Source organism: Isoptericola sp. Y541 (assembly GCF_059445465.1).
Genome location: NZ_JCAIUJ010000001.1, coordinates 1,022,912 through 1,047,026, shown reverse-complemented (window position 1 = coordinate 1,047,026; position 24,115 = coordinate 1,022,912). Strand labels below are relative to the sequence as shown.

The 24,115-nt window shown below is 69.1% G+C and carries 22 protein-coding genes; 10 read left to right on the top strand and 12 right to left on the bottom strand.

What is annotated here, in order from left to right; genetic code table 11:
* The first annotated feature begins 176 nt into the window (after positions 1-176).
* Entirely contained in the window at positions 177-3,896 is a 3,720-nt protein-coding gene (locus AC1C2V_RS04790) for a hypothetical protein (protein WP_495388410.1), read from the top strand.
* Positions 3,897-4,222: 326 nt separating this feature from the next.
* On the opposite strand, the gene AC1C2V_RS04785 is transcribed toward AC1C2V_RS04790, so the two are convergent.
* From AC1C2V_RS04785 to AC1C2V_RS04775, 3 genes are all read right to left on the bottom strand, one after another.
* The gene (locus AC1C2V_RS04785) at positions 4,223-4,480 is read right to left on the bottom strand and encodes a hypothetical protein (RefSeq protein ID WP_495388409.1); all 258 of its coding nucleotides are present in this window, start codon (positions 4,478-4,480) and stop codon (positions 4,223-4,225) included.
* Between the two features lie 365 nt (positions 4,481-4,845).
* Positions 4,846-5,334: a hypothetical protein gene (locus AC1C2V_RS04780; protein ID WP_495388408.1), complete on the bottom strand. Its 489-nt coding sequence runs from the start codon at positions 5,332-5,334 to the stop codon at positions 4,846-4,848.
* Between the two features lie 514 nt (positions 5,335-5,848).
* A complete protein-coding gene (locus tag AC1C2V_RS04775; RefSeq protein WP_495388407.1) occupies positions 5,849-6,214 on the bottom strand; it encodes a hypothetical protein in 366 nt (121 codons plus the stop codon).
* A 146-nt stretch (positions 6,215-6,360) separates the two neighbouring features.
* Between AC1C2V_RS04775 and AC1C2V_RS04770 the strand changes: the two genes are divergently transcribed.
* The 3 genes from AC1C2V_RS04770 to AC1C2V_RS04760 all read left to right on the top strand — a co-directional run bounded on the left by AC1C2V_RS04770 (position 6,361) and on the right by AC1C2V_RS04760 (position 10,106).
* Positions 6,361-6,609, top strand: a complete 249-nt coding sequence (locus tag AC1C2V_RS04770) for a hypothetical protein (protein ID WP_495388406.1) — start codon at positions 6,361-6,363, stop codon at positions 6,607-6,609.
* A gap of 624 nt (positions 6,610-7,233) precedes the next feature.
* Positions 7,234-7,587 (top strand): hypothetical protein, encoded by a 354-nt coding sequence (locus AC1C2V_RS04765; RefSeq protein WP_495388405.1) that lies wholly within the window; start codon positions 7,234-7,236, stop codon positions 7,585-7,587.
* Positions 7,588-9,434: 1,847 nt separating this feature from the next.
* Complete coding sequence (locus AC1C2V_RS04760) at positions 9,435-10,106, top strand: Type 1 glutamine amidotransferase-like domain-containing protein (RefSeq protein WP_495388404.1); 672 nt, start codon at positions 9,435-9,437, stop codon at positions 10,104-10,106.
* 33 nt (positions 10,107-10,139) lie between these two features.
* Here AC1C2V_RS04760 and AC1C2V_RS04755 read toward each other — a convergent pair whose 3' ends face one another.
* Positions 10,140-10,532, bottom strand: a complete 393-nt coding sequence (locus tag AC1C2V_RS04755; protein WP_495388403.1) for a hypothetical protein — start codon at positions 10,530-10,532, stop codon at positions 10,140-10,142.
* A 267-nt stretch (positions 10,533-10,799) separates the two neighbouring features.
* On the opposite strand from AC1C2V_RS04755, the gene AC1C2V_RS04750 reads away from it, so the two are divergent.
* The 3 genes from AC1C2V_RS04750 to AC1C2V_RS04740 all read left to right on the top strand — a co-directional run bounded on the left by AC1C2V_RS04750 (position 10,800) and on the right by AC1C2V_RS04740 (position 13,750).
* Positions 10,800-11,138, top strand: coding sequence for a hypothetical protein (locus AC1C2V_RS04750; RefSeq protein WP_495388402.1), 339 nt, complete (start codon positions 10,800-10,802; stop codon positions 11,136-11,138).
* A 76-nt stretch (positions 11,139-11,214) separates the two neighbouring features.
* Positions 11,215-12,969: an arginine--tRNA ligase gene (gene argS, locus AC1C2V_RS04745; RefSeq protein ID WP_495388401.1), complete on the top strand. Its 1,755-nt coding sequence runs from the start codon at positions 11,215-11,217 to the stop codon at positions 12,967-12,969.
* A gap of 55 nt (positions 12,970-13,024) precedes the next feature.
* Complete coding sequence (locus tag AC1C2V_RS04740; protein ID WP_495388400.1) at positions 13,025-13,750, top strand: hypothetical protein; 726 nt, start codon at positions 13,025-13,027, stop codon at positions 13,748-13,750.
* Here AC1C2V_RS04740 and AC1C2V_RS04735 read toward each other — a convergent pair.
* The 3 genes from AC1C2V_RS04735 to AC1C2V_RS04725 are packed head-to-tail and all read right to left on the bottom strand — an operon-like array spanning position 13,732 to position 15,531.
* Complete coding sequence (locus AC1C2V_RS04735; protein ID WP_495388399.1) at positions 13,732-14,343, bottom strand: dihydrofolate reductase family protein; 612 nt, start codon at positions 14,341-14,343, stop codon at positions 13,732-13,734. The genes AC1C2V_RS04740 and AC1C2V_RS04735 overlap by 19 nt on opposite strands.
* A 46-nt stretch (positions 14,344-14,389) precedes the next feature.
* A complete protein-coding gene (locus tag AC1C2V_RS04730) occupies positions 14,390-14,935 on the bottom strand; it encodes a GNAT family N-acetyltransferase (protein ID WP_495388453.1) in 546 nt (181 codons plus the stop codon).
* 53 nt (positions 14,936-14,988) lie between these two features.
* Positions 14,989-15,531 carry an AAA family ATPase gene (locus AC1C2V_RS04725; protein WP_495388398.1) on the bottom strand — a complete coding sequence of 181 codons (543 nt, stop codon included), beginning with the start codon at positions 15,529-15,531 and terminating at the stop codon, positions 14,989-14,991.
* 180 nt (positions 15,532-15,711) lie between these two features.
* Between AC1C2V_RS04725 and AC1C2V_RS04720 the strand changes: the two genes are divergently transcribed.
* Entirely contained in the window at positions 15,712-17,553 is a 1,842-nt protein-coding gene (locus tag AC1C2V_RS04720; protein ID WP_495388397.1) for a GTP-binding protein, read from the top strand.
* Positions 17,554-17,563: 10 nt separating this feature from the next.
* Here AC1C2V_RS04720 and AC1C2V_RS04715 read toward each other — a convergent pair whose 3' ends face one another.
* Entirely contained in the window at positions 17,564-18,631 is a 1,068-nt protein-coding gene (locus AC1C2V_RS04715; protein WP_495388396.1) for a serine hydrolase domain-containing protein, read from the bottom strand.
* Positions 18,632-18,713: 82 nt separating this feature from the next.
* On the opposite strand from AC1C2V_RS04715, the gene AC1C2V_RS04710 reads away from it, so the two are divergent.
* Together AC1C2V_RS04710 and AC1C2V_RS04705 are read left to right on the top strand one after the other, a co-directional pair.
* Positions 18,714-19,253 (top strand): PadR family transcriptional regulator, encoded by a 540-nt coding sequence (locus AC1C2V_RS04710; RefSeq protein WP_495388395.1) that lies wholly within the window; start codon positions 18,714-18,716, stop codon positions 19,251-19,253.
* A 102-nt stretch (positions 19,254-19,355) separates the two neighbouring features.
* Positions 19,356-20,030: a PAS and ANTAR domain-containing protein gene (locus AC1C2V_RS04705; protein WP_495388394.1), complete on the top strand. Its 675-nt coding sequence runs from the start codon at positions 19,356-19,358 to the stop codon at positions 20,028-20,030.
* A gap of 21 nt (positions 20,031-20,051) precedes the next feature.
* On the opposite strand, the gene AC1C2V_RS04700 is transcribed toward AC1C2V_RS04705, so the two are convergent.
* From AC1C2V_RS04700 to AC1C2V_RS04685, 4 genes are all read right to left on the bottom strand, one after another.
* Positions 20,052-20,759, bottom strand: a complete 708-nt coding sequence (locus AC1C2V_RS04700) for a GAF and ANTAR domain-containing protein (protein ID WP_495388393.1) — start codon at positions 20,757-20,759, stop codon at positions 20,052-20,054.
* Between the two features lie 75 nt (positions 20,760-20,834).
* Positions 20,835-21,323 carry an ANTAR domain-containing protein gene (locus AC1C2V_RS04695; RefSeq protein ID WP_495388392.1) on the bottom strand — a complete coding sequence of 163 codons (489 nt, stop codon included), beginning with the start codon at positions 21,321-21,323 and terminating at the stop codon, positions 20,835-20,837.
* Between the two features lie 28 nt (positions 21,324-21,351).
* Positions 21,352-22,602: a choice-of-anchor I family protein gene (locus tag AC1C2V_RS04690; protein ID WP_495388391.1), complete on the bottom strand. Its 1,251-nt coding sequence runs from the start codon at positions 22,600-22,602 to the stop codon at positions 21,352-21,354.
* A gap of 70 nt (positions 22,603-22,672) precedes the next feature.
* On the bottom strand, positions 22,673-24,007 hold the full coding sequence (locus AC1C2V_RS04685) for a glycosyltransferase 87 family protein (RefSeq protein ID WP_495388390.1): 1,335 nt from the start codon (positions 24,005-24,007) through the stop codon (positions 22,673-22,675).
* Between the last annotated feature and the right edge of the window lie 108 nt (positions 24,008-24,115).

Sequence of the window (24,115 nt, the reverse complement as noted above, 5' to 3'; positions counted from 1 at the left end):
GTTTGGCGACTTGCATCCTGGTCCCGGGACCCTGCTGCCGCCAACCCACCCGCCGGACGAACCGCAGGTCAGCGCACCGTCGCGCCGATCAGCTCACTGTCCCTGGTGAGAACACCTCACTGATCACAACGCGCCGCCTCGATGACGAGTGGGCTTGCGCGGACGAAGGGGGTCGCATGTCGTTTCTAGTGGATCGTCAGGATGTCCTGCACTGGTCCAATGAGGTCAGTGCTGGATTTGATCTGCCGCGGATCCTGCGAAGCATCATCTCGCACGACAACGCAACAATCACGTACCTCCAAATGCGCGCGAGCGAGGGTGCCCGGCTGCGTGGTTATGACGGTGAGATAGAAGCTGGCGAATCGTCGATCCTCGTTCCCGCAGGGCGTTCGGTGTGGGAGCTAGGCGTCAACGCCGATCCATCGGCAAAGGCCACCGAAGATCTGGACAAACGCAGTCGAAAGCCTGGCAACGTCGAGCCTTCCCAGACGACCTATGTCGCGGTGACTTCGCGATCCTGGCCCAAAAAAGACGAGTGGGTAGCGCAACAGCGCGCAGTCGGTATATGGAAGGACGTGAGAGCGTATGACGTCGACGACCTGTCCGCGGCGCTCGATCGCGATGTCTCCTCGGCGCTCCTGTTCTGCGATCTCGCCCAGCTTCGGGGTGTCGAAGCAGAAACTCTTGAACAATGGTGGGACCACTACAGCAAGGTGTTCACCGTACCCTTGACGCCAGGATTCGTGCTGGCAACCCGTTCTGATGAGCGCGCCCAACTAGTGGACTGGTTGCACGGCACGCGGACCTCCATCGAGTTGCGAGCCGCTAGCGGTGAAGACGGGCGTGCATTTGTGGCTGCGGCGCTGGGCTCAACGTTTGAGCAGGGTCCAGACCTGATCGTCTGCGACGATCTGGCCGCACTTCGTAGTCTTATCGGCAGGTCCAAAACTCCACTTGTGTTCGTTACACAACTGAACATCTCTGATCTAGGCGCGCTTCAAGAACATCGTGCGATAAAGATCAACACGTCTGGACCGAGCGCCATAGTTCTGCCAAAGTCGAGTAGGCGTGAGCTCGCGGAGCTCCTAAAAGCGAGCGACGTAGGATTCGAACTGGCCGAGAAGTTCGCGCTGGCTGCTCGTCAAAGTCTATATCGGTATCGACTTGTGTGCAGTCAAGCAGCTCACCCGTCTTGGACACGGGAATTCGAGGACACTTCGTTCAGACGCTTGTGGCTACTTGGTGGCTGGGAGCAGGGTAGCGATGAGAGCGAGTCGCTCGTTCATTCCCTAACCGGCGCCGGCATTGACGATGCGATCGCGTCCGTAAGCCGAGATGTAAACTCGGCCGATCCGATATTTGCTCATGTCGGCAACGTCTGGCGAGTCACGACGCCCAACGATTCCGCGATGTATTTCGCAGAGCGTTCGGACATGGTCGAATCAGACTTGTCGAACTTTCGCCCGATTGCATTGGAAGTACTTGGCGAGATAGACCCAGCTCTGGATCTTCCTCTTGCTGAGCGTTGGCTTGCAAACGTGCGCGGTAAGAGTCGGCGTTATGGTCCACGCGTACAGGAGAATATTGCGAACACGCTGGCGGTCCTTGCAGCTGAGTGCGGGTCGACACCCTTATCCTCCGGCGCGACAGTACAGGATCGGATTGATCAAGTCGTCCGCGATCTGTTCCAGGCGAATGGCGGGGGGCCTGCCCGATGGATGTCCCTAGCCAACGTACTTCCGGTTCTGGCCGAAGCATCACCTGACATTGTCATCGAACGGATCCGCACTGAACTTGTGGGCAGTGCGGAGAATCTGCATTCGCTCGAGTCGTCTGTCGAGTCTCCCATCGGCTTTGGCGGCTCGGACAACCTTGCTCCAATTCTTTGGTCCATTCAAACCATCATGTGGTCAGCTGAACACTGCGAGCGTGCGATTGAAGTGGCCACAGCCTTGGCACGTGTGGTTGAGCGAGAAGGTGTTAACCCTTCCCCGGTGGGAGTCCTTCACGATGCGCTCCTGCCGACAGCCCCTCAGTGTGCGCTCGACACATCCGGTCGGGTTGCTGCGATTTCACGGTGTGTGCGTCTAGCGCCCGACGTCGCCAAACAATTGATCGAGAGGACAATTGGCGATTCGCGCGGCTTTATCGCAGTGCATCGGACGTCATTTCGATCATGGGAGACGAACGTCCAGCGGATCACTTGGGCCGATGCGTACGAAATCTATGCGGCTCTGATTGACGGTGCGGTTGCACTTGTCGCCCGATACCCTGAGCTTTGGATTACTTTAGTCAAAGGACTCGACGACGTAGGACCGCAGGGGTTCAGCCAGATCTTGACCGCAGTTCGCAGACTTCCTTCGGAGGACCGCAGCACATCGCTTGTATGGCGTGAATCACAGAGTATTCTCCGGAGGCACCGCCAGCATTCAGGTGCGGGGTGGGCGCTGCCGGAGGATTACCTAGTGCGACTTGAATCTGCGATTGAGCACTTGCAGCCAGCGCTCGCACGGCTGCGCGTCGAGTGGCTCTTTGGCGATAGTAGATGGGATCTTGGGCTGGATCCTGCGGATCTTCGCGGTGAGGATTCACGTCTATTGGAACTGCAATCCGAAGCCGTCGGTGCCATTCTCGCCCAAGAGGGGTTCGCAGGACTCCTCGAATTGGCGAAGATTCATCCGAACGGAGTTTGGAGTGCGGGTCAGATTCTCGCACGAGGCGATCACCCCTCTGATCCTGTAGCAATGGCACAATTGCTCCTATCTGAGGATCCCGGGGTCCGGCACTTCGCACGAGGCTATTTTGTGAATTGTTCAATTATCGGCAACGTAGACGTTCCGAAGCTTGCGCGCTCGCTCACCGGTGATCCGGTCTTGCAGGCGAGACTGCTTCTTTCGCATGTAAGCGAGGTGGAGGCGTGGAATTGCGCAGAAGAACTAGGCGAACCTGTGGCGGAGGCGTATTGGGCAGAGTTCGGAATCTACGGTCATGGCATGGATTTTGCGCATGCTGAAACAGTCGCGAGAGAATTGATCGATAACGGCCGCGCCCCGGCCGCGCTGAATCTTGTTTCCCTATATGACAGTTCAATCGAAGCCTCTGCGCGATCGGAGCTAATTGTGCAAGGGCTTCAGTTTATTATTGGCATACCGGAGGCTGAGGCTGCGAGTCTTCCGTCGGCTCATGAGATCCAGGGTTTGATTGCTGTAGTCCGTGAGGACGAAACCGTTGATCGCTCTGTTGTTTGCCAATTGGAGTGGGCATTCTTTCCTGTACTTGAGTTCGACGGGGGTGGTCCTCTTGCGTTAGAGGTAGAGGCCTCAAGGTCGGCGGCAGACTTTATGTACTTCGTCAATCTTGTTCATCGGCCTAAGCTGGAGACCGAAGAGCCTCCTGTCACGGATTCAGGTGTGAGGCTCCGGGCGTTCGGCTTTCTGTCCCGGATGCGATACGCCCCGGAACTTGACGGCAACCAGATAGCCGCGGAGACGCTGCTCTCATGGATCGCCGACGTTCTGTCGATGGCTAGCGCTTCGGATCGAGTCGAGGAGGCGATGCACGAGGTGGGGCAAGTGCTGGCTCGGGTCAAACCGAGAGTTGGCGCACCGTATCCTGACGCGGCGATTCTTTTGGCGTTGGAGGCATCGCCCGGAGACGCCATGCTCAGCGGATTTCGAATTGCTCTCTTTAATGATCGGGGTGTGGTATTTCGTGGCCACGGTGGTCAACAAGAGTACGACATTGCTGAGAATTATGCCGCTATAGCTAAGGAAATCAGAGAATCAGCACCTCGTACCAGCGAAATGTTCCGTGGTATGGCCGCTGCGTATCGGTTTGACGGGGCTCGCGAGGATGAGCGTGACGTGCGGATCGAGGACGGTATCGACTACCGGTAAGGCCTACGGCCCTGGCGGTGAGAACTTTCTCTACTGACTCAAGGCGCGGCTTGCGCCCCGGGCGGCATGCCGCCCGGGACCGCCGCGTCGGGGCCCCGCGCTTCGCTCGCTCCGCTCGCTTCGCGCACCCCACCGCTTGGCCCGGCCGGCATGCCGCGCAGGACGACGATGGCCCTGGCGTCAGCTATGGGTGCTGTCACCTGGTGCCGTACGGGCCTTCGCCACCTATCGAGAACGGTCATAACGGGCGGTGTCGTCTCCGTCTGCCGCATCGCATGAGCCGCCGCACAGCCCGCGTTGAGCCGAGCGTGGGCGTCCTCGGGCCTTTAGACGTCGGCGAGACCGACGATCGCTGCGGCCACATATCCGGAGATGACGATCCACTCCCACCACGCGGGTCGAACCAGCGACCTCCGCGAGGTGTCGTTCGCTGGCGTGCGGAGCGAAGCGACCCTGGTGCGACGCACCTCGATCTCAGCGACGACGCGGTCGACACGCGACCGGCGATTGAGCATTCCCGAGATGTTCGCGCGCTGGACCGCCCAGAACCACCATGTCTGACCATTACGCAGGACGACGCCCACCTTCGACCCAGCCTCAAGCGCAACGACCTCGCTCCACGGGACCCATGTGGATGTCACGATGTTGCGAGCCCACAGACCCTCGTCAGATACGCGAATCCATCCGCGGCCGCTTAGGAGGGCGAAGACCCCGCCTCCGCCCATGAGGGCGTACCCGAAGAGGGTGCTGCCGAATGTGTCGTCTGGGTGCGCGGGGAGGGTGGCCAGTGGTAGGAGCAGGAGTGCGAAGAGCGGCCCAAAAATGGCGGACGCATAGCGGAGAAATGGCGACGTTCGATAGATCACGTCCCCGCCCCCGAGCTCTTTGCCTCCGGCGGCACCTAGGTTCGCTGACCCCGGTTCCGGACGAGCTTGCTCCACGTCTCTTGTCAACCTTCGCTCCTGTTCCAAGAAACCGTGAGTGCTGCAACTGGCTCCGGGTGCGCTTCGGAGGCCTGCTTCTTACGCAGCCAGTCCGCACGCGTCTGGTGAGCTCCTGCGATCAGGGCCGCTGTGAGGAGCGGTGCCGTCGCGACCATGACCCACGTGAGGCCCCACGATCTGTCATGTGCGTTGTAGACGTCAGACCCGCCTGGAGCGATGACGACCGGTTCGATCGCTTCGCCGGTCCCTTGGGGCTGGGGTTCGCCAGCGCTGGAGAACTGCACGTCCTCGACGTCGTCCGTTCCGTCATCTGACACGAAGTCGCCGCGCCAGTGGCATTCTTTGGGCCCGCAGTCCTCAACCTGAGGGATGAAACGACCCTGGATGCCATCGTGTGTGGCCTGCCACTTGTCCACAGACCAGAAGGCGCCGACGGCAAGCCACAGGCCACCGACCGCGATCGAGGCGATCCAGGCAGGGACGATGATGAGCAAGAACGACACGAGTCGGCGGCGACGCGGTGACGGAGGCACGGCGCGGAGTCTACGCAGGTCGCCGTGGCCGACCGGACCGTGCGCCGGCAGTCGGCTGGTGTCGCTTTCCTGCTCACGTGCCGGCCCCGCACCGAGAGCCGAGCATCCGGCCGGCTCCGGGCCGCGTCAAGGGCGCCTGCGGCGTCGCTGCGCGATGGCCTGCGGCCACCCTTGACCCGGACCTCCGCCGACCTCTTGTGCTCCGCTATCGGTACGGCGCCTCCGAGTGTCCCAACCGGCCGCGGTGCCGACAGGTCGCCGGATTGCCTCCGTTTTGGACTGGGGATTGGTGCCGGCGGGTGCAACCCGATCCAACAGGCGGCGCCGTAAAAGTCCAGGTCAGATGCCAGAACGACGCGGGCGAGCAGGGCGGGCCAACGCGCCGTTTTGAAGCCCACCGCTACCGCCACACGAGGGCCCCACCCGCAGCATCATGCGGATGTGGGGCCTTCGTCGTTCCCAGGTCACCGGAGACTCACCGGATCGGGTCGTTGCCGGACCGGACCGCCGGATAGACCGGGACGAGCCATTCCCACAGCCGATCGGCCACCTGCTCGGCATCGAGGCTGGTCGTGTCGATGACCACGCTGGGGTTCTCCGACTGCGGAGGCAGGCTGTTGTGGAAGAGCGACAGTCGCACCGGGTGCTCGTGTCGGCTGTGCCGGTCTTCGAGTTCGGGGTCATCCACTATTAGCTCGGCAATCGCGACTGTCGCCAGCCCTTGCCGCTCCAGTGTTCGCAGCCTGGCCTCGAGGTCTCGGTTGATGTCGGGCTCGAATGCTTGCCCGTCCACGATGACGCCCTGGCCGACGCGCAACATTGCCTCCACGGCAGCGTTCATCGCTACGAGCATCTGCTTGCCGTCGCGACCGGTGCGGATCCGCCGCTGTCCCTCACGCCCATCGACGTCCTCATATCGGTACCCGAGGTCTGAGTGTCGTGCGCCGGGTAGGCCGCCGCCCCAGTGATCGGGGAGAGCTGAGCGAAGTGACCGACGTGCTGGTGCTGCCCGACGAGAACTTCGGCCAGGCGTTCACGCGGTCGTCCTTCCAGTTCTCGAGCACCTACGGAGAGGTGATGCAGATCGCCGTGGAGATCGTGGATCCGCCGCTCCTGCCCGTGCGGGCGTACCGCTGGGTGATCCAGGTCGCCCGCCAGCGGCGGTATTGGCTCAGGCAGAGGCAGATCGCACGTGCGGGCGGCGCGCGACGGCGCTGGCCGTGCTCCGTGAGGTAGTGGCTACAAACGCCGCGTCACAAGCGCTTCCCTCGGGCCTCTCTCCATGCGAGGGTGAGGACTGCGGGAACCGGTGCGACGGCACGAGGCGGCGAAGTGGGCAGTGCTCGGCGTCGAACGCATAGCGAGAGAGTACGAAGGCGCTGGTAGAGAGCGCGCCGCGGGGGTGACCGCAAGAGCGGGTGAGTTTTCGTGTCTGTCAAACGCCCTGACGAATCGTGTGGTTCTATTCGTTGCGGCGGGCTCCAGTTCCGCAAGGCCTGCGGGACGAGCCGATGGCGGGGGATCCGTGCCGGCTGAGTCATTTTCTCAAGGTGGAGGAAACGTGAAGAGTTGCAGCCAAGTACAAGAGCGTGTACAGCGCCAAGCAGGGCGATCTGATCTTCGCCGACCGGGACCCCAAGGGCAAGGCGGACGGCTCGATCGACCACACCATGGTCGTCACGGGAATGAAGAAGACCGGCAGTAATAACATGCCGTACCATCCGAGAAGTCGACCAATCGTTACAACATTCCGTTCTCGCAGTCGCTCAAGCTTGCGAGGGACGGCGGAGTAACCTCGATGAAGTTCTACGCGTTGAAGCACCGCTAATGAGGGAGCTATTAGGTGTCCTCATTTGGGTCGTGCTGCTCCTTGCCGCGATCGCCATCGTTGTCGTCACGTTAGCCGTGGCGGTCCGTGGCCGAGGCAGCGTTGCGAGCTGGGTGACCGGCATCGTCGCGGTGCTCGTCGTCGGCGGCGCGCTATGGTTCTCCGCTGCCCCCGTGATCGTCGACGCCGTGACATGTTCGTATGGCCCTGCTGCCAAGGGTTTGGTCTACGACGGGGCGATACCGTTAACGAACTTCGCAACCACGTGTCTACATCAAGCACGGAGGATCGAGGCCTGGTGGGTCGTACTCGCAGTCATCGCGGCAGCCGGGTGGCTTGCTGCGATCCACAGCTCGATTCGAACTAGGACAAAGTCCTTGGCGTGAGGGCAGTGAGTTAGCAACGACTGTTGCGCGTGGGCGCGGGGCGCCGCGGCATTCCCGCGTCCTCGTGTGGCTCTTCCATGCCGTCAGCGGTTCGAGGCATATATGCCTGAGCTCGGTGAGTTCACATCAGAGGGCCATTCACGTGACGGTCGCGACGATGCGGCCTGATGAGAGCGCGCCGTCTCTTGCCTGCGATGATGTGCGTTCGCGACCAGGGCGGTTGTATAGATCTACGGACGGGCGGACGCCATCCCTTGATGCCTGGAGTACGTGCCACCAACCGCGGACTCGGAGCCATCTTGGCGACTACCGTCGGGAGTACTTTCCTTACTGACTCAAGGCGCGGCTCCGCCACGCGGTCGACCTCGCGGGCGGGGCTCCGCGCTCCGCTCGCAAGCTCGCTGCGCGCACCCCACCCGCTCGGTCTCTCGGCACGACGAAGGCGGTCCCGAGTCAGTCTCGGAACCGCCTCGCTATGTGGCCGTCAGGACAAGCCGCTGGCGCTGCCATCACTCCACAGTCGTGGCGCGCTCCGCTCCATCCCGTCTCCGTTGCCGGGCGTCCAGCTGCGCGGCCACGTGCCGGGCTGTCACCCACACCAGTAGGTAGTAGGCGACTGCCGCGACGGCGCCAGCTACGGGGCCCCACTGGCGCATTGCGTAGAACGCTGCAACTAGCAGCAAGGCGACCGCGCTGAGGCCCCCCGCGATTCGAAGGAAGGTCCTCTCGTCCGCCATGGGATGAAGTCGCCACTTGCGCGCTTGCACCCACATCAGGACCAGCGTCCCGGGCGTCAGGGCGGCGAGGATGAGACAGAACCACGCCGGCGGGAACGGAGCGAGGAGCGCCAGAACCAGCAGGGGCGGCCCGAGCATCGGGGTAGCCCACAGCCGAAAGCTCCTGTCCCAGGCGTTCATACGCTCTAGCCAGGCTGGTTGGCTCGCTACCGACCCCATTGCAGCCCGTCCCTCCAGGCCTTCGAGCCGGCGGGATCGCCGGTGGCAGGACGATAGCGGACAGTAGCTGCCCGGCCCCGCACCGACAGCCGAGCATCCGGCCGGCTCCGGCCCGCATCAAGGGCGCCTGCGGCGTCGCTGCGCGATGGCCTGCGGCCACCCTTGACCCGGACCTCCGCCGACCTCTCGTGCTCCGCTATCGGTACGGCGCCTCCGAGTGTCCCAACCGGCCGCGGTGCCGACAGGTCGCCGGATTGCCTCCGTTTTGGACTGGGGATTGGTGCCGGCGGGTGCAACCCGATCCAACAGGCGGCGCCGTAAAAGTCCAGGTCAGATGCCAGAACGACGCGGGCGAGCAGGGCGGGCCAACGCGCCGTTTTGAAGCCCACCGCTACCGCCACCCGAAGGGCCCCACCCGCGAGATTCCGCGGATGTGGGGGCCCACCGTCGTTGCTAGGCACGGAGTACGAGCAGCCATGGTCTCGCTGCTTCGACGAAGGGCTCTACCTGGACGAGCTGCGACATCGCGCGCCGACGATGGGGCCGCCTCGTGCTGGTCGCCGGAGATGCGCGTGCACGTCTGCGACCGAACAGGAGTTCGGGCCGCGACGATTCAGGAGTTGGGCCTCCGCCAAAACGGGAGTTCATGGTGCGACGTTTCGGGAGTTGGATGGTCGACGTAGCGGGAGCTGGGGCGTCGGCCTCGATGAAGGGCCGCAGTCGCAGGTGAGCGGTGGGCAGCGTGGGGGTGGCCAACGGCATGCGCACCATCCTGAGTCTCGGCGGAGCCGGGGAACAGCGAATACCTGATCCCACCGCTCCGCACCGGGGCGATGAGTTTCCGACGGCGGCACGGTCTGCAGGGATATCCGTCGAACAGAGAGGCGCGCCATGAAGCTCTTGCTCACATCCGCAGGCGTCAGGAACCCGAGCATCCGGACCGCGCTGGAGGACCTGCTGGGCCGGCCGATCTCCGGCTGCACAGCCCTGTGCATCCCGACCGCGCTGTACGGGCACCCGTGGGTGGGCCCGGGCCTCAACGCCTGGAACTTCATCACCGGGACCACCGACCACATGACCGGGATCGGCTGGAAGTCGGTCGGCGTGCTCGAGCTGACCGCGCTGCCGAGCATCCCGGAGGAGCGCTGGGTGCCGCTGGTGCGGGAGACCGACGTCCTGCTGGCCGCGGGCGGCGACGCCCTGTACCTCGCGTACTGGATGCGCCGCTCGGGCCTGGCGGACCTGCTGCCCTCGCTCGACCGGACCGTGTGGGTCGGGATGAGCGGCGGGAGCATGGTGATGACGCCGGACATCGGGGAGGAGTTCGTCGGCTGGGCGCCGCCCGAGGACGACGACGTCTCGCCGCTCGGCGTCGTCGACTTCTCGATGTTCCCCCACCTCGACAACCCGGACCTGCCGGACAACACGATGGGCGCCGCCGAACGGTGGGCGGCGCGCCTCGGTGGCCCCGCGTACGCGGTCGACGACGAGACCGCCTTCGCGGTGGTCGACGGCGCCGTCGAGGTCGTCTCCGAGGGGACCTGGAAGCAGTTCCGCGGCTGAGGCCGGCGCGCAGGTGTGCGCGTGCTCGTCAGCTCAGAGGCTCAGGGCGACGATCGCACCAGTGGAAGCGGCGATCGCACACGCGGCCACGACGCGCGTACCCATCCTCCAGCGGGCCCCGAGCGCGAGGCTCGCGCCGACGATGCCGAGCCCGAGCACCAGTCCGTAGACGAGCCCTCCGTAGCGGTAACCGACTCCCCAGGAGGCCCACGCGGCCGTCGCGAGCGCAGCGATCGCGGCCGTCACCCACCGCGGGAGCCCGACGTCTGAGAAGAGCGCGATGAGGCCCGTGACCGCGAGTGTCGCCAGCACGGGGAGGACGGCCCAGATCAGGACGGAGTATCCGACCAGGAAGGGCCAGTGCGGCCCGGGCATCCTCCAGGCCGCGTCGGCGACGACCACAAGGACGACGGCGAGTGAGCTCAAGAACGCTCGACGCATCGTCGTGACCGCAGGATCGGTCCATCCCGATCGTGCTGCGTACGGTGAATCCGGAGTGAGCGCCGCCATCTCCACGACGCTACGCCGCGCTCACGAGGCTCACGGGCGGGAGCGGCCGCACGGGGCGAAATGGTGTCCGGTCTGCGAGGGGCTGGTGCCGCCGCCCCGTCGCCCCGTGGCCGCCTGAGACACTGGTCGGCCAGGCGTCGGACGACCGACGACGGTAGACCTGAACTCGGGAGACGACAGCACATGGACTCGCGGCACGTGACGGCCTCGTACGACTCGGGCCAGGGCGAGCAGGGCCCCGGTCTGTTGCGGGGAGCCGCCGTGGTCGGCATCGTCCTCATCCAGGCCGGCATCGCGGGGCTGTTGATCAGCACGTGGTGGCGGCACGCGCAGAACATCCTCCAGACGCTCTCGATCGGTCCCGCGCTGTGGCACGTGCTGATCGCGGTGCTCTTCGTGTGGGTGGTCGTCGCGGAGATCCGCGCGCTGGTGCGCGGGCGGAAGGCGCCGCTGCTGGTGGTCTCGCTGGCGACCGGCGCGATGGCCGTCGCGGTGCTGCTCGATGCTCTGGGCCCCCGCTAGATTCCCGCGTCCGCTCCGTAGACTTGCGCTCGCCGTCTCGACGGCGCCCACCCTTGCTGAGCGGAAGGCTCACTCGATGTCTCGTGTCGTCACGATCAAGGAGCAGATGGAGGCGGCGATCTCTGCCGCCATGGCCACGTCGCTCCCGGCCGACCTGGCCGGAGCCGACCCCTTGGTCCGACGATCCGAGCACGCCGACTTCCAGTCCAACGCCCCGCTCGCCGTCGCCAAGAAGGCGAAGCGAGCCCCGCGGGACATCGCCGGCGACATCGCGGTCCGCCTCGCGGCCGACCTGGGCGACGCGGCGACGGCGGAGGTCTCCGGGCCCGGGTTCGTCAACCTGACGGTGCCGGACCGGACGATCCTCGAGAACGTCTCCGCGCGCCTCGCGGACGACCGGCTCGGCGTCGGGCGCCCGCGCGGCGACGAGCGCGTCGTCGTCGACTACTCCGCCCCGAACGTCGCCAAGGAGATGCACGTCGGGCACCTGCGCTCCACGATCATCGGCGACACCCTCGCGCGGGCGTTCGGCCACCTCGGCGCCGTCGTCGTGCGCCAGAACCACGTGGGGGACTGGGGAACCCAGTTCGGCATGCTCATCCAGTACCTCGACGAGCACCCGGAGGCGGTCTGGCGCGGCGTGGCCTCGATCGCGGCGCTGGACGCGCTGTACCGTGCGGCGCGCAAGCAGTTCGACGCCGACGCGGCGTTCGTGACCCGTTCGCGCGAGCGCGTCGTCGCGCTCCAGGCCGGCGACGAGGCCACCGTGGCCACGTGGCGCGAGCTCGTCGCCGAGTCGGCGGACGCCTTCCAGGTGATCTACGAGCGCCTCGGCGTGCTTCTCGACCGCGACGACTTCGACGGCGAGTCCCGCTACAACGCCGCCCTGCCCGGCGTCGTCGAGGAGCTGCTCGCCGCGGGGATCGCGACCCGGTCCGACGGCGCGGTGGTGACGTTCACCGACGGCGTCCTCAGCCCGGACGGCGACCCGGTCCCGCTGATCGTGCAGAAGAAGGACGGCGGGTTCGGCTACGCCGCGACCGACCTGGCGACGATCCGGCTCCGGGTGGACGAGCACAAGGCCGACCGCATCCTGTACGTCGTCGACTCGCGCCAGGCCCTGCACTTCCGGATGGTGTTCGACACCGCTCGGCGCGCGGGCTGGCTGCCGGAGCGCGTGGAGGCGGTGCACGTCCCGTTCGGCACCGTGCTGGGCAAGGACGGCAAGCCCTTCAAGACGCGCGCCGGTGACACGGTCCGGCTCGCGGACCTGCTCGACCAGGCCGTGGAGCGCGCCCGCGAGGTGCTGGCCGAGCGCGCCTCCGACCTGGACGCGGGCGAGCTCGAGGCCATCGCCCACGCGGCGGGGATCGGCGCGGTGAAGTACGCCGACCTCTCCAACACGCGCACCAAGGACTACGTCTTCGACGTCGACCAGATGGTCGCGTTCCACGGCAACACGGGCGTGTACCTCCAGTACGCGCACGCCCGGATCCGGTCGATCCTGCGCAAGGCGGCGGCCGCCGGCGCCGCGGAGGTCGTCGTGCACCCGGAGGTCCGCCTGGAGCCTGCCGAGCGCGCGCTCGCGCTCACCCTCGACCAGTTCGAGGAGACCCTGCGCGACGTGGCCGGCACCCTCGAGCCCCACCGCCTGTGCACCTACCTCTTCGGGCTCGCCCGCGCCTACACGGACTTCTACGAGACCTGCCCGGTGCTGCGCGCGGAGGACCCCACCGTCCGGTCGAACCGGCTCGCCCTGTGCGAGCTCACCGAGCGGACCCTCGCCGCGGGCCTGGAGTTCCTGGGTATCGAGGCCCCCGAACGCATGTAGGCGAGAGAGCGCGAAAAGACCTGACGGACCGGTGGCCAGGGCGGATCCTGGGGTCGTGCTTCCGACGTTCTCCCCCGACACCACCGCGGACGACGCCCGCGCACTCCTCGAGTCCGCCGGCTGGCGCGAGGTGGGAACGGGGGACTGGGCGTGGGTGCTCGCGTCCCCCGACGACACCCTGGCCGCGCGCGTGACGCCGTTCGACCCCGCCTTCCGGCTCTTCGCCGACGCCTGCATGGCGGGGGCGTCCAACCCGTTCCTGGTCCGGATCGACGACGTCGTGCCGCTGCGCCACCGGGGCTACGTCGTGGTGATGGAGCGGCTGTACCCGGCGGACGAGGGCCGGGCCCGCGAGCTCGCCGCGTCCCTCGGCGTCGGCAGCGCGACGGACTCGATCGCGCCGGACGACGCGGGCGCCGACCTCGCCGACCATCCCGCCGTCGTCGACCTGCGGCGTCGGATCGAGGACCTCCTCGCGGACGGCGCACGGCGCTACGGGCTCTGGGGCGGCTCGGACATCCGCCCGGGCAACATCATGCAGACCGCGGACGGCCGGCTGCGGCTCACCGACCCCGTCTTCGTCCACGGCCCCACGGTCTTCGAGTCGATCCGCGACGGCCGCGCCGACCTGCTGGGGGACTTCTCCCGCGCCGACCTCGAGGACTTCCTGCGCATCCCCGCCTTCGAACCCGGCCCGGAGACCGACGCGCTGCGGCGCGCGCTGGCCGCCCTCGTGCTCGACGCCGGCGCGTCGGGCCTCGATCAGCGCTCGACGTCGTAGACCACGTGCACCGCCGTCGACGACGGCGACACCTTCCGCTGCACGAGGACGTGCCGGCGGCCCCCGACGAACAGCGGCATGCCTGAGCCGAGGACGACGGGGGAGAAGTGCAGGCTCAGGATGTCGAGCAGCCCGGCGTCCAGGGCCGACCCGACGGTCGCTCCGCCGCCCATGACGACGACGTCCCGGTCGGCGCCGGTCGCCTCGGCCGCGTCGCGCGCGGCCGAGCGCGCCTGCTCGACGGCGTCGGGCAGGCCGGTCGTGACGAACGTCCAGAAGGACAGACGCGTCCGCTGCGGCGGGCTGCTCGTGACGACGAAGAACGGCGGAGTCCCGACCTCGCGCGCGCCGTAGCCCACCTCGTCGGACCAGCCCTGAGGCCCGTCGACGACGTCGAACAGGCGGCGGCCGAGGATGACGGCGCCGCTGCTCTCCGTGGCGGTGCGCAGCTGCTCGCGGTCGACGGGGTCGTCGCTGAACGCCCAGGTGTGCAGCGCCTCGCCGCCATCACCCAGGCCGTTCTCGGGCCCGGGGTTCGGCCCCGTGACGAACCCGTCCAACGAGATCGAGATGTCGCCCACCACTCTGGTCATGGAGGGTGGACCGGCGCGGCGTCGGAGAGTCATCGCGGCGGCACCGTCATCGGACGAGCTCGTGCGGCAAGAGCCCGTAGACCAGGCTGTCTCGGCGACCGCCCTGGAAGGACAGGTGCGACCGGAGCAGCCCTTCCCGCTGGAAGCCGCACCGTTCGGCGACCCGCTGCGAGGCGAGGTTGTCGGGTGCGCAGGTGAGCTCGAGCCTGGCCAGCCCGAGGCCGGTGAAGGCCCAGTCGGCGACGAGCCGGACGGCACGCGTCGTGACACCGCGCCCGCGGGCGCCGGGAGTCAGCCAGTAGCCCACGCTCGCGCGTTGCTGTCGGTGGTCGACGCCGCTGAGGGACACCTCGCCCAGCAGGTCCGATTCATCGTCGGCGGCGACGATCGCCCAGTGGATCTCGGTGCCCTCCACCCGCACCCGCTCGACCGCCCGGATCCGCTCGACGATCTGTGCGCGGTCTTTCGGCACCCAGTCGGAGGATCGGCGGAAGACGGGGTCGGTGAGCCCTGCGAGCTGCGCGTCCGCGTCGTCCTCGCGCCACGGGCGAAGGCGGATCACGTCGTCGGACAGGGGAGGGGACGTCAGCATCGACACCGCACCAACCTAGCCGGACTCGCGTGGCGATCTCAGGGCGGCGGGCCTCAGTGTCTTGCCGCGCTCCGCAGGAAGGTGTCGACCTCACCGCGTGAGCCCAACCGGTGGAAGGCCAGGTGCCTGTTCGCGGGGTCGGTCATCGCCGACCCGTAGCGCTCGGGGTACCGCTGCTGCTGGTCCCACGACCAGCGGACGATGGAGCCCTCCGACCACGGCGCGAGCGCGTCGCGCCAGCGCTGGCGGTTGCCCGTGCCGGGCCAGAGCTCGGTGCGGTCGACGGCGCGGCTCAGCGTCCGCCGGTATACGCGCACCATCACGACGGGCGTGGGCAGGTCGAGCCAGACGACGGCGTCGGCGCGAGCCCAGAACTCGGCCTGGAGGGGGGAGTAGTTGCCGTCGACCACCCAGGTCTCGCCGGCGACGGCACGCCGGGCGTCCGCCTCGAACTCGTTCCGCGGTCGCGGCGTCCAGTCCGCGCCCCAGAACAGCGCGTCCAGCTCGACGTGCCGCACCCCGAGCTGCGCCGCCAGGCGACGGGCCACCGTGGACTTGCCCGCCCCGGACGCACCCACCACCGAGACTCTGCGCACCCGCGGCAACCTAGCATCCGGGCGCCGTCACATCCCTGAGCGCTCCCACGGGGAAAAGGCGTTGCCGTGCGGTGCCGGGCTGCAGTTGGCTGAGCCGAACCCACCCGAGAGAGAAGCGACCGATGACGAACCCCTTCACGCTCCGTGACCTGACCCCCCATCGAACGGACCTGAAGGACCTTGTCGTACCTCAATCTCGGGATCGTCGCCCATGTCGACGCCGGTAAGACCAGCCTGACCGAACGCCTCCTCGTCGAGGCGGGCGTCCGTGACCACGCGGGCAGCGTGGACGCCGGCACCACCGCCACCGACACGCTCGAGCTCGAGCGCGAACGCGGGATCACGATCCGTGCCGCGGTCGTCTCGTTCGACGTCGGTGACCTCACGGTCAACCTCGTCGACACCCCCGGCCACCCCGACTTCATCGCCGAGGTCGAGCGGACGCTCGCCGTGCTCGACGGCGCGATCCTCGTGGTCTCGGCGGTCGAGGGCGTGCAGGCCCAGACGCTCGTGCTGATGCGCGCGCTGCAGCGGCTGCGCATCCCCACGCTCGTCTTCGTGAACAAGGTCGACCGCCGCGGGGCGGACGCCGCCGCCGTCGTGGCCGAGATCGACCGCCGCCTCGCCCGCGACACGATCGTCATGGCCGACGTCGTCGCGGACGAGGGCGAGGCGCGCGCCGTGGTGCGGCCGCGCGCCTCGGAGGGTCGGGACTTCGCGGCATTCGTCGCCGCCGAGTCGCGCCGCGGCGCCGCCCACCCGGTCTACGTCGGGTCCGCGCTGACCGGAGCCGGCGTCCCGGCGCTGGTCGCCGGGCTGCGCACGCACCTGCCGGCGTCGAGCGCCGACAGCGACGGCGCGCCATCGGGCGTCGTCTTCAAGATCGAGCGCGACCCGGGACGCCGGCGGGTCGCGTACGTGCGGATGAGGTCCGGCGAGCTGCGCGTGCGGGACCGCCTCGACCTGGGCCACGGCAAGCGCGAGCGCCTCACCGGGATCCGGGTCTTCGCGGACGGCGCGACGCACCCCGCGGACGGCGTCGGCGCGGGCCGGGTGGCGCTGCTGCGCGGCCTGGACACGGCGCGCGTCGGCGACGTCGTCGGCGAGCGCACCCGGGCCGACGGCGCCGCGGCGGGGTTCCCGCCGCCGTCCTTCGAGACGGTGGTCGACGTCGACGACGCCGCCGACCGAGGCGCGCTCTGGGCGGCGCTGGCCGAGCTGGCCGAGCAGGATCCGCTGATCGGCGCGCGTCGGGACCCGGCGACGGGCGAGGTCGCCGTCTCCCTCTACGGCCAGGTGCAGCGGGAGGTGATCGCCGAGACCCTCGCCCGCGAGTACGGCGTCCAGGCGCGCTTCGCGGTGACGACGACCGCGCACATCGAGCGGGTGGTGCGGCCCGGCCACGCGGTGGAGCTCAACAAGGTGGCGCCCAACGAGTTCCTCGCGACGGTGGGCCTGCGCGTCGAGCCGGCGCCGCCGGGGGCGGGCGTCACGTTTCGCCTCGAGGTGGAGCTCGGGGCCATGCCGCCTGCGTTCTTCGCCGCCGTCGAGGAGACGGTGCGCGGCAGCCTGGCCCGCGGCCCGCACGGCTGGCCGGTACCCGACGTCGCCGTCGTCATGACGCACTCCGGCTACTCGCCGCGGCAGAGCCACATGCACCAGAAGTTCAACAAGGCGATGTCGAGCACGGGCGCGGACTTCCGCGGGCTGACGCCGCGGGTGCTCGCCACTGCGCTGCTGCGCGCGGGGACGGTCGTGTGCGAGCCGCTGCACCGCATCGTCCTCGAGGTGCCCGAGGACACGACGGGGCCGGTGACGGGCGCGGTCGCCGCGCTCGGTGGAACCCCGGAGGGAACCAGTGTCGAGCGCGGGCTCGCCGTCCTGACGGGCAGCCTGCCCGCGCGGAGCGTCCAGGAGCTGCGGGCCCGGCTCTCGGGGCTGACCCGGGGCGAGGGGTTCCTCCGCACCGAACCGGACCGGTTCGCACCGGTCCGCGGTGAGCCACCGGTGCGCCGGCCGTAGCCGGCAGCGTTCACCCGCCCGCCGCGAGGAACCGAGCGATGCGCGCGTGGGTCGTGAAGCTCTGGTTCATACGCCGGTAGGAGTGGTAGTTCAGCACCACGTGGGCGTCGTGCTGCGGGTAGAAGAACATGTGCGTGGCGAAGTGGCCCAGCCCGCCGACCGGCTCCGGCAGCCCGCGCAGGAACGGCGGCGTGAACTCCCCGAACCGCACGGTCACCATCCCGGCTCCGTAGTGGATGCCGCGACGGCGGCGGTGCCGCGGCGCGGCCATCCACCGGAGGGTCTCGGGGGAGACGAGGCGCCCGCCATGCAGTGCCCGCTGGAAGGCCACAAGGTCGGACGGCGGGGCGACGATCCCGCCCCCGGCCCAGTCGAGGCTGATGCTGAGCGCGCGGCTGAGCTCGTGCCTGCCCAGCCAGAACGGCGCGACGTCGAGCCCGGCGAGGTCGGCCGGGGTGCGGGCGTCGCTGTAGGGCGTGGAGCTGCGCTCCATCCCGCTCGGCTCGAAGATCCGCTTGCGCAGCAGGGCGTTGAACGGTTCGCCCGTGGCCTCCTCGAGGATGCGGCCCAGCAGCACCATCACGGTGTCGCTGTACCGGAACTTCTCGCCCGGGCGCCCGTCGGCGGGGAGGGTCCGCACCTCGTCGAGCAGCTCCGTGGGAGCCCAGTGCCGGTCGGGCTGGGCCGCGACGGTGCGGGTCGAGACGGCCGTCCGGGTGCCCCGGGGCGGCTCGAAGAAGTCCGGCAGCCCGCTCGTGTGCGTGAGCAGGTGCTCGACCGTGACGTCGGAGGCGTTGTCGACGCCCGGCGCGGCGGGCAGGCCGTCGATGTCGGACGCCGGGAGCACCGTGCCGAGCGGGCTGTCGTAGACGAACCGGCCCTGCTCCACCAGGATCGCGACGAGCGTGGCCGTCATGACCTTGCCGACGCTCGCCGTGTGGAACGGCCGCGCGCCGCCGGACTCGAGCTCGAACCGGGGCGCCACGACCAGCACCTGGGGCGCCGGCATCGACGAGCGGCGTCGCGCGCGCCGCTCCAGCGACGCCCTCAGCCGGTCGACCGTGTCCTGCTGTGCCATGGGAGTCTCCTTCGTCCACCATCAGTCTCATAGACATGTCTACTAGACAGGTCTATGAGCGTCAACGGTCTAGGGTCGCCCCATGGCGCACGTGATCCTCGGCCTGCTCCTGCTCCGGCCGCAGAGCCTGTATGACCTCGTCAAGAACTTCGAGGCCGCGGTCTCGCTCCTCTACAGCGCGAGCTCCGGCAGCATCCGGAGGGCGCTGGAGACGCTGCTGACCGGCGGGCTCATCGAGGTGGACGAGGCCGAGCCGGGCGCGCGGGGCCGCAAGGCCTACCGCGTGACCGACGCCGGCCGGGACGCGTTCCACACCTGGATGAACGGCCCGATGACCGGGCCCGACGCCGAGGCCGCCGCGCTGCCCCGGCTCTTCTTCCTCGGCATGCTCGAGCCCGCGGACCGGGCCGAGGTCCTGACGCGCATCATCGCGCGGATCGAGAAGGACCTCGACCGGTTCGAGGCCTTCGGCGAGAAGATCGACGCCGAGGAGATCCTCGAGGAGTTCCGCGACGTCTTCGCCTTCCAGCGCGCCACGCTCGACTACGGCCTCGCCTCGCAGCGCTTCGCCCTTGACTGGTTCCGGCGGTACGCCGAGCAGCACGGGGCGCCGAGCTCCTGACCGACCTCCGGTCTCGCACCCGGCGCGAGCCCGGCGCGATTGCTAAAGTCGTGCCGCCGGTCAAGGAGTGGCCGGTCCGCTTCAGCCGTGTCGGAGGCAGCCTTGTCCACAGACACCACTCTGCCCGCGGACACCACCTTGCCCGCGGACACCACGGAGATCGACCAGCCGTCGGCTCTGCGGTCCGCTCGCCTGGTCGGCCGGTTCCGCATCGAGCCGGAGACCGATCGCTGGACGTGGTCCGACGATGTGTACCTCCTGCACGGGTTCCAGCCGCACGAGGTCGTTCCCACCACCGACCTCGTGATCACGCACACCCACCCGGACGACCGAGGGGCCGTCCGGGAGGCGCTGGACACCGGCTGCCGGGCGGCCGTGCCCTTCTCAAGCCTGCACCGGATCGTGACGGCCGGGAATCGCGAGCGCACCGTCGCCCTCGTCGGCCGAGGGCGCACCGCGACCGGAGGGCGCGCCGTCGAGGTCGCGGGCTACTTCGTCGACTTCACCGCTGCGGTGGTCGAGCGAGCGAGCGACCGTGCGTTGGCGGACATCCGCGCCGCCTCGGCCAGCCGTGGCGGGATCGAGCAGGCGAAGGGCGTGCTCGCCGTCCTGTACGAGGTGGAGACGGACCACGCGTTCGAGATGCTGCGCAAGGCGTCCAACGACAGCAACGTGGCGGTGCGCGAGCTGGCCCAACGAGTCGTGGACGTGGCGCACCGGCACGAGATCGACCGGCGCACCGCCGTCGCCCGGCTGCTCGAGCTCGGGCACATCTGACGGAGGCGTGGGTGCCGCCCGTCAGGGTTCTTCCGACCGACGGCTCTCGACGGTTCCGGCGTCGTCCGCGAAGGTGAGGCGCCGCGCCACCACTTCCTCGGCGACCTCCTCCAGCGTGGCGTCGCACGCGAAGGCGTGGGCGCGCAGGACGTCGCGGGCGTCGGCCGGCGATACCCGGAGCCGAGCGGTCACCATGCCGGTGGCCTGGTGCACCCGCGCGCGCGTCGGCCAGCCGGGCTGGTCGATCTCTCCGAGGACGGCCGTGCCGACGGCGTCCGCCAGGAACTGCGCGTCCTCGAGGTCGCGGGCCAGGCCCTCGGCGGTCACGTAGAGCCCGAGCACGCCGATCGGCTGCCCGCCGACCCGCATCGGGACGGCATACCAGCTCGCGGGCCCGCCCGCCTGGCCGGCCAGCTGGGAGAACAGGGGGAAGTCGTCGTCCGTGTCGGGCGGGCCCCGCAGCGGCTTGACGACGATCCGGTCGTCGTCGAGAGCCCGTCGCCCCGGGCCTTGGCCGAGGACCTCCTGGATGCTCTCGATCTCGGCGACCGTCGAGTCGGTGGTGGTGACGGTCAGCTGCTCGCCCGGCGCCGTCGCGACCGTGAGGCTGCCGCCCTGCGCGCCGAGGACCGCGACACAGGCCCGGCACATCCGTTCGGCCACGGGGCTGTCCTCGCCGAGGGTCGCGAGCGTGCGGGCGAGCAGGCCCAGGAGTTCGGAGGTGTTCACCGCTCACCCCGTCCTGTTGCCGGCGCTGTCAGTTTTCCACCGATCCCGGATGCACGACACAGCACGGGCGAGGCCTCAGCGGTCGACATCGTCGCCCACGGCGTCTCCCTCGCCGCCCAGCACGAGCGAGCGGACGACGGTCTCGGCGACCTCGCGCTCACTGAGGTCGCGGCGGCTCGCCGCCGACCACAGCGTCCGGCGCGCGTCCTCCTCGGTGCAGTCGTTGGACATCATGATGGCGCCCACCGCCTGCTGGACGGCCGCCTGGTCCGACATCCTGCGGTAGAGGCCGGCGACGGCGTCGCCCAGGTCGGAGAACTGCAGCTGCAGGCGTACCGCATCCGCGGTGAGGCGGACGGACGCCGACGCCGCGTCGAGGAGCCCGGCGGGCCAGTCGCCGTGATCGCGCGAGTACACGTTGATGGCGACCCGGACGCCGGGCCCCACCTCTGCCGGGACGGCGAGCGCCTTGACGAAGCCCTCGCGCTCCGCGGCGGACTGCCAGGCCTTCCACGCCGGGGGCGCCGTCGGGACCGCGGTCGCCAGCACCGACCCGGCACGCATCGCGTCGATGCACGGTCCGGTGTCCGCCCTAGCTTCCGCCTGGTCGCACCGGCCGGCGGCGGGCGTGCTGTTTCCTGCTCTCAGCGAGACCCCGTGCTCGCGCAGGGTCACGCTCGCCTCGACCCCGTGGCCGAGGACCAGCGCCGCCCGTTTGGCGCACTCGTCGATGTACTGCGCAAGGGTCATAGCAGGCACGGTACGCCGGGGGTCGGATCGGCGTGGTCCCGTGCCAGAGGTCAGCGGCGCCCGGAGAGTCGGTCCACCTGGAACAGGGTCGTCGTGCCGGACACCTCGTTCGCGACGGCGAGCAGCGGCTTGCGGGTCGGGAGTCGGACGCCGGGATGAAGGCCAGGTCCTCGGGCCCCAGGTCGCCGGCGGTGGCCGTCGCGTCGGCCGGGTCCGCACCGTCGTCGATCGCGTCCTCGACGGACACGGAGTAGTCGCGGTTCGGCACGTAAGTGACGAACTCGGACCTCCGCGGCGTCGTGATGTCGAAGACCATGACCCCGCTCGCGCGCTCCACGCCGACGAAGGCGTAGGTGTGGCCCTCGACCTGCCCGATCGCGAGGTTCTCCGGCTCGGGGCCCTTGTCGTCGCTGCGGCCGTCGAAGCCGATCTCGGTGTGGTTGGTGTTGAACGCGTCGCCCCATGCCTCGACCGTGACCTGCTCGAACGTGTCGCCCGAGTCGAAGACGAGGTCGCCGTCCGTCGTCCAGATCGAGAACGACCGGCTACCGAACGCGTACAGCTCCTCGTAGCAGGAGCCGTCGCCGCTCAGCCCGGACGCCGTCGTGACGTTGAGCCGGCCCAGGTCCGCGTCGCCCAGCAGGGACGCGGCGGGGGAGCCCTCGCACACGGGCGCGACGCCGTCCTCGCCCAGGTCCTTGACCCGCGTGGGCTCGGCGTAGTCGCCCCACTCGCGGGCGTTGCCCTCGTTCGCGGTGACGAGGTAGGTCGTGCCGCGCGAGGTGTACGACGCCATCCCGTCGGGCATGTACAGGCCCCGCACAGGGACCTCGCGGACGGCGGCCTCGTCGTCCTTGTCGGACGGGTCGATGCCCTGGCCGGCCGCGGAGTGGTCCTTGCTGCCGAGAGACCACAGGTCGGTGGTGCGGGCGCGGCGCAGGTCGACCTCCGCGACGGCGTTCGCCTCCTGCAGCGCGACGTACGCGGTGCGGGAGCCCTTCGAGACGGTCCCGTACTCCGGCTCGAGGTTGCGGGACGCGCGGTTCTCGAGCGCCCCGTCCGGTCCGGGGACGTCGGGCCCGAAGACGCGCACGCCGTCGCAGGTGACGGTGGGGAGTGCGGGTGGCCGCCGGGGGAGGTTCGCGTGAACGGCCGACGAACGGTCAGGCTGCGGCTGGTGAACCGGCGGCCGGTGAACCGGGCGCGACGGTGCCCCGTGGCACGCCGACCCCGTCCCGGCCGAGCTGCGCGATCCGCCAGACCGCGCCGCCGAGCAGCACCACGAGCGCGACGTTGCGCAGGCCCTCGACGACGATCATCGCCGGCTCGCCGCTCAGGAACTCGCCGTACCCGACCGGGTAGACGAGCTGGGTGGCCAGCGCCGTGAGCAGCACGCCGACGGCGGGCGGTCCCCACAGGCGGCGCGTGCCGGGGCCGGCCAGCGCGATCGCGGCGGCCAGGGGCGGGCCGATCCAGGCCACGAACTGCGGCGAGCCGACCTTGTTGAACACGATGAGCGCGAGGAGCAGGGCCGCGGTGCTGAGCAGCAGGATGTCGCCCGCGTGGTCGGGCCGGCGGCGCGCCGTCCACCAGGTCAGGGCGGCGAGCAGCAGCACCGCGACCGGCAGAAGCCAGTCGAGGGCACCCGCCACCTGGCGGGCGGCCTCGCCCTGCACCTCGTAGGTGAAGATCGTGTCGTTGAAGTCGATGCGCACCGTCGGGTCCCACAGCCGCGCCACGCTGAACCAGGTGGCCGCCACGGACTCGGCTTGAAGGGTGCGGGCCTCCTGCTGGCCGAACACGCTGAACGCGCGCTCCCCGGCGCCGCCCGCGAGGGCGAGCCCGACGACGACCACGCTGACGGCCGCGCCCGGCACGACCACCTGCCGCACCAGGTCGCTCCAGCGGGCGCGGGTGGCCGCCAGCGCCACGACCACAGCCCCGGGGGCGATCTTGATCCACGCCCCGGCGGTCGCGACCGCCGCCGCGAGCACGGGCCGTCTCCATGCGACGACGAGGGCGATCAGGATGAGCGGCGCGACGACGCCGTCGAGCCGGCCCATGAAGATCGGACCGAGGGCGAGGAGGAACGCGAGCCACCACCAGGCGCCGAGCACGCCGCGCGGGGCGACGCGCACCAGCACGACGACGGCGGCGGCGTCGAGCGCCACGACCATCGCCGTCCAGACGATCTCGTAGCCGAGCACACCCTGCGACAGGAGCGCGGGCAGGGTGACCGGCACGAGGGCGCCGGCCGGGTACACCCAGTCGTAGTCGAGCACGGGCCACTCGCCGGTCGTCAGACCGTTCCGGGCCCACCACTCGTAGAGCGTGACGTCGCCGTAGATCGTGTAGGCCCAGCCGATCGCGTCCCGCACCACCCAGGCGTGCACGACGACGAAGCCGATCGCGAGCAGCCAGCGGGACCGGAGCGCCGCCCGGAGGGGGCTGTGGGCGCGCCGGGCGGCGGGCGGGTCGGTCGAGGGCACGCCCGACATGGTGTCAGACCGGCTCCGGCGTCGCGCCGGGCCGTCCACGGGATGCGTGATACGGGTACAGACGTCTATGGTTTCGGGTAGCCGAAACCTGCCGCGCCGTCCGACCCG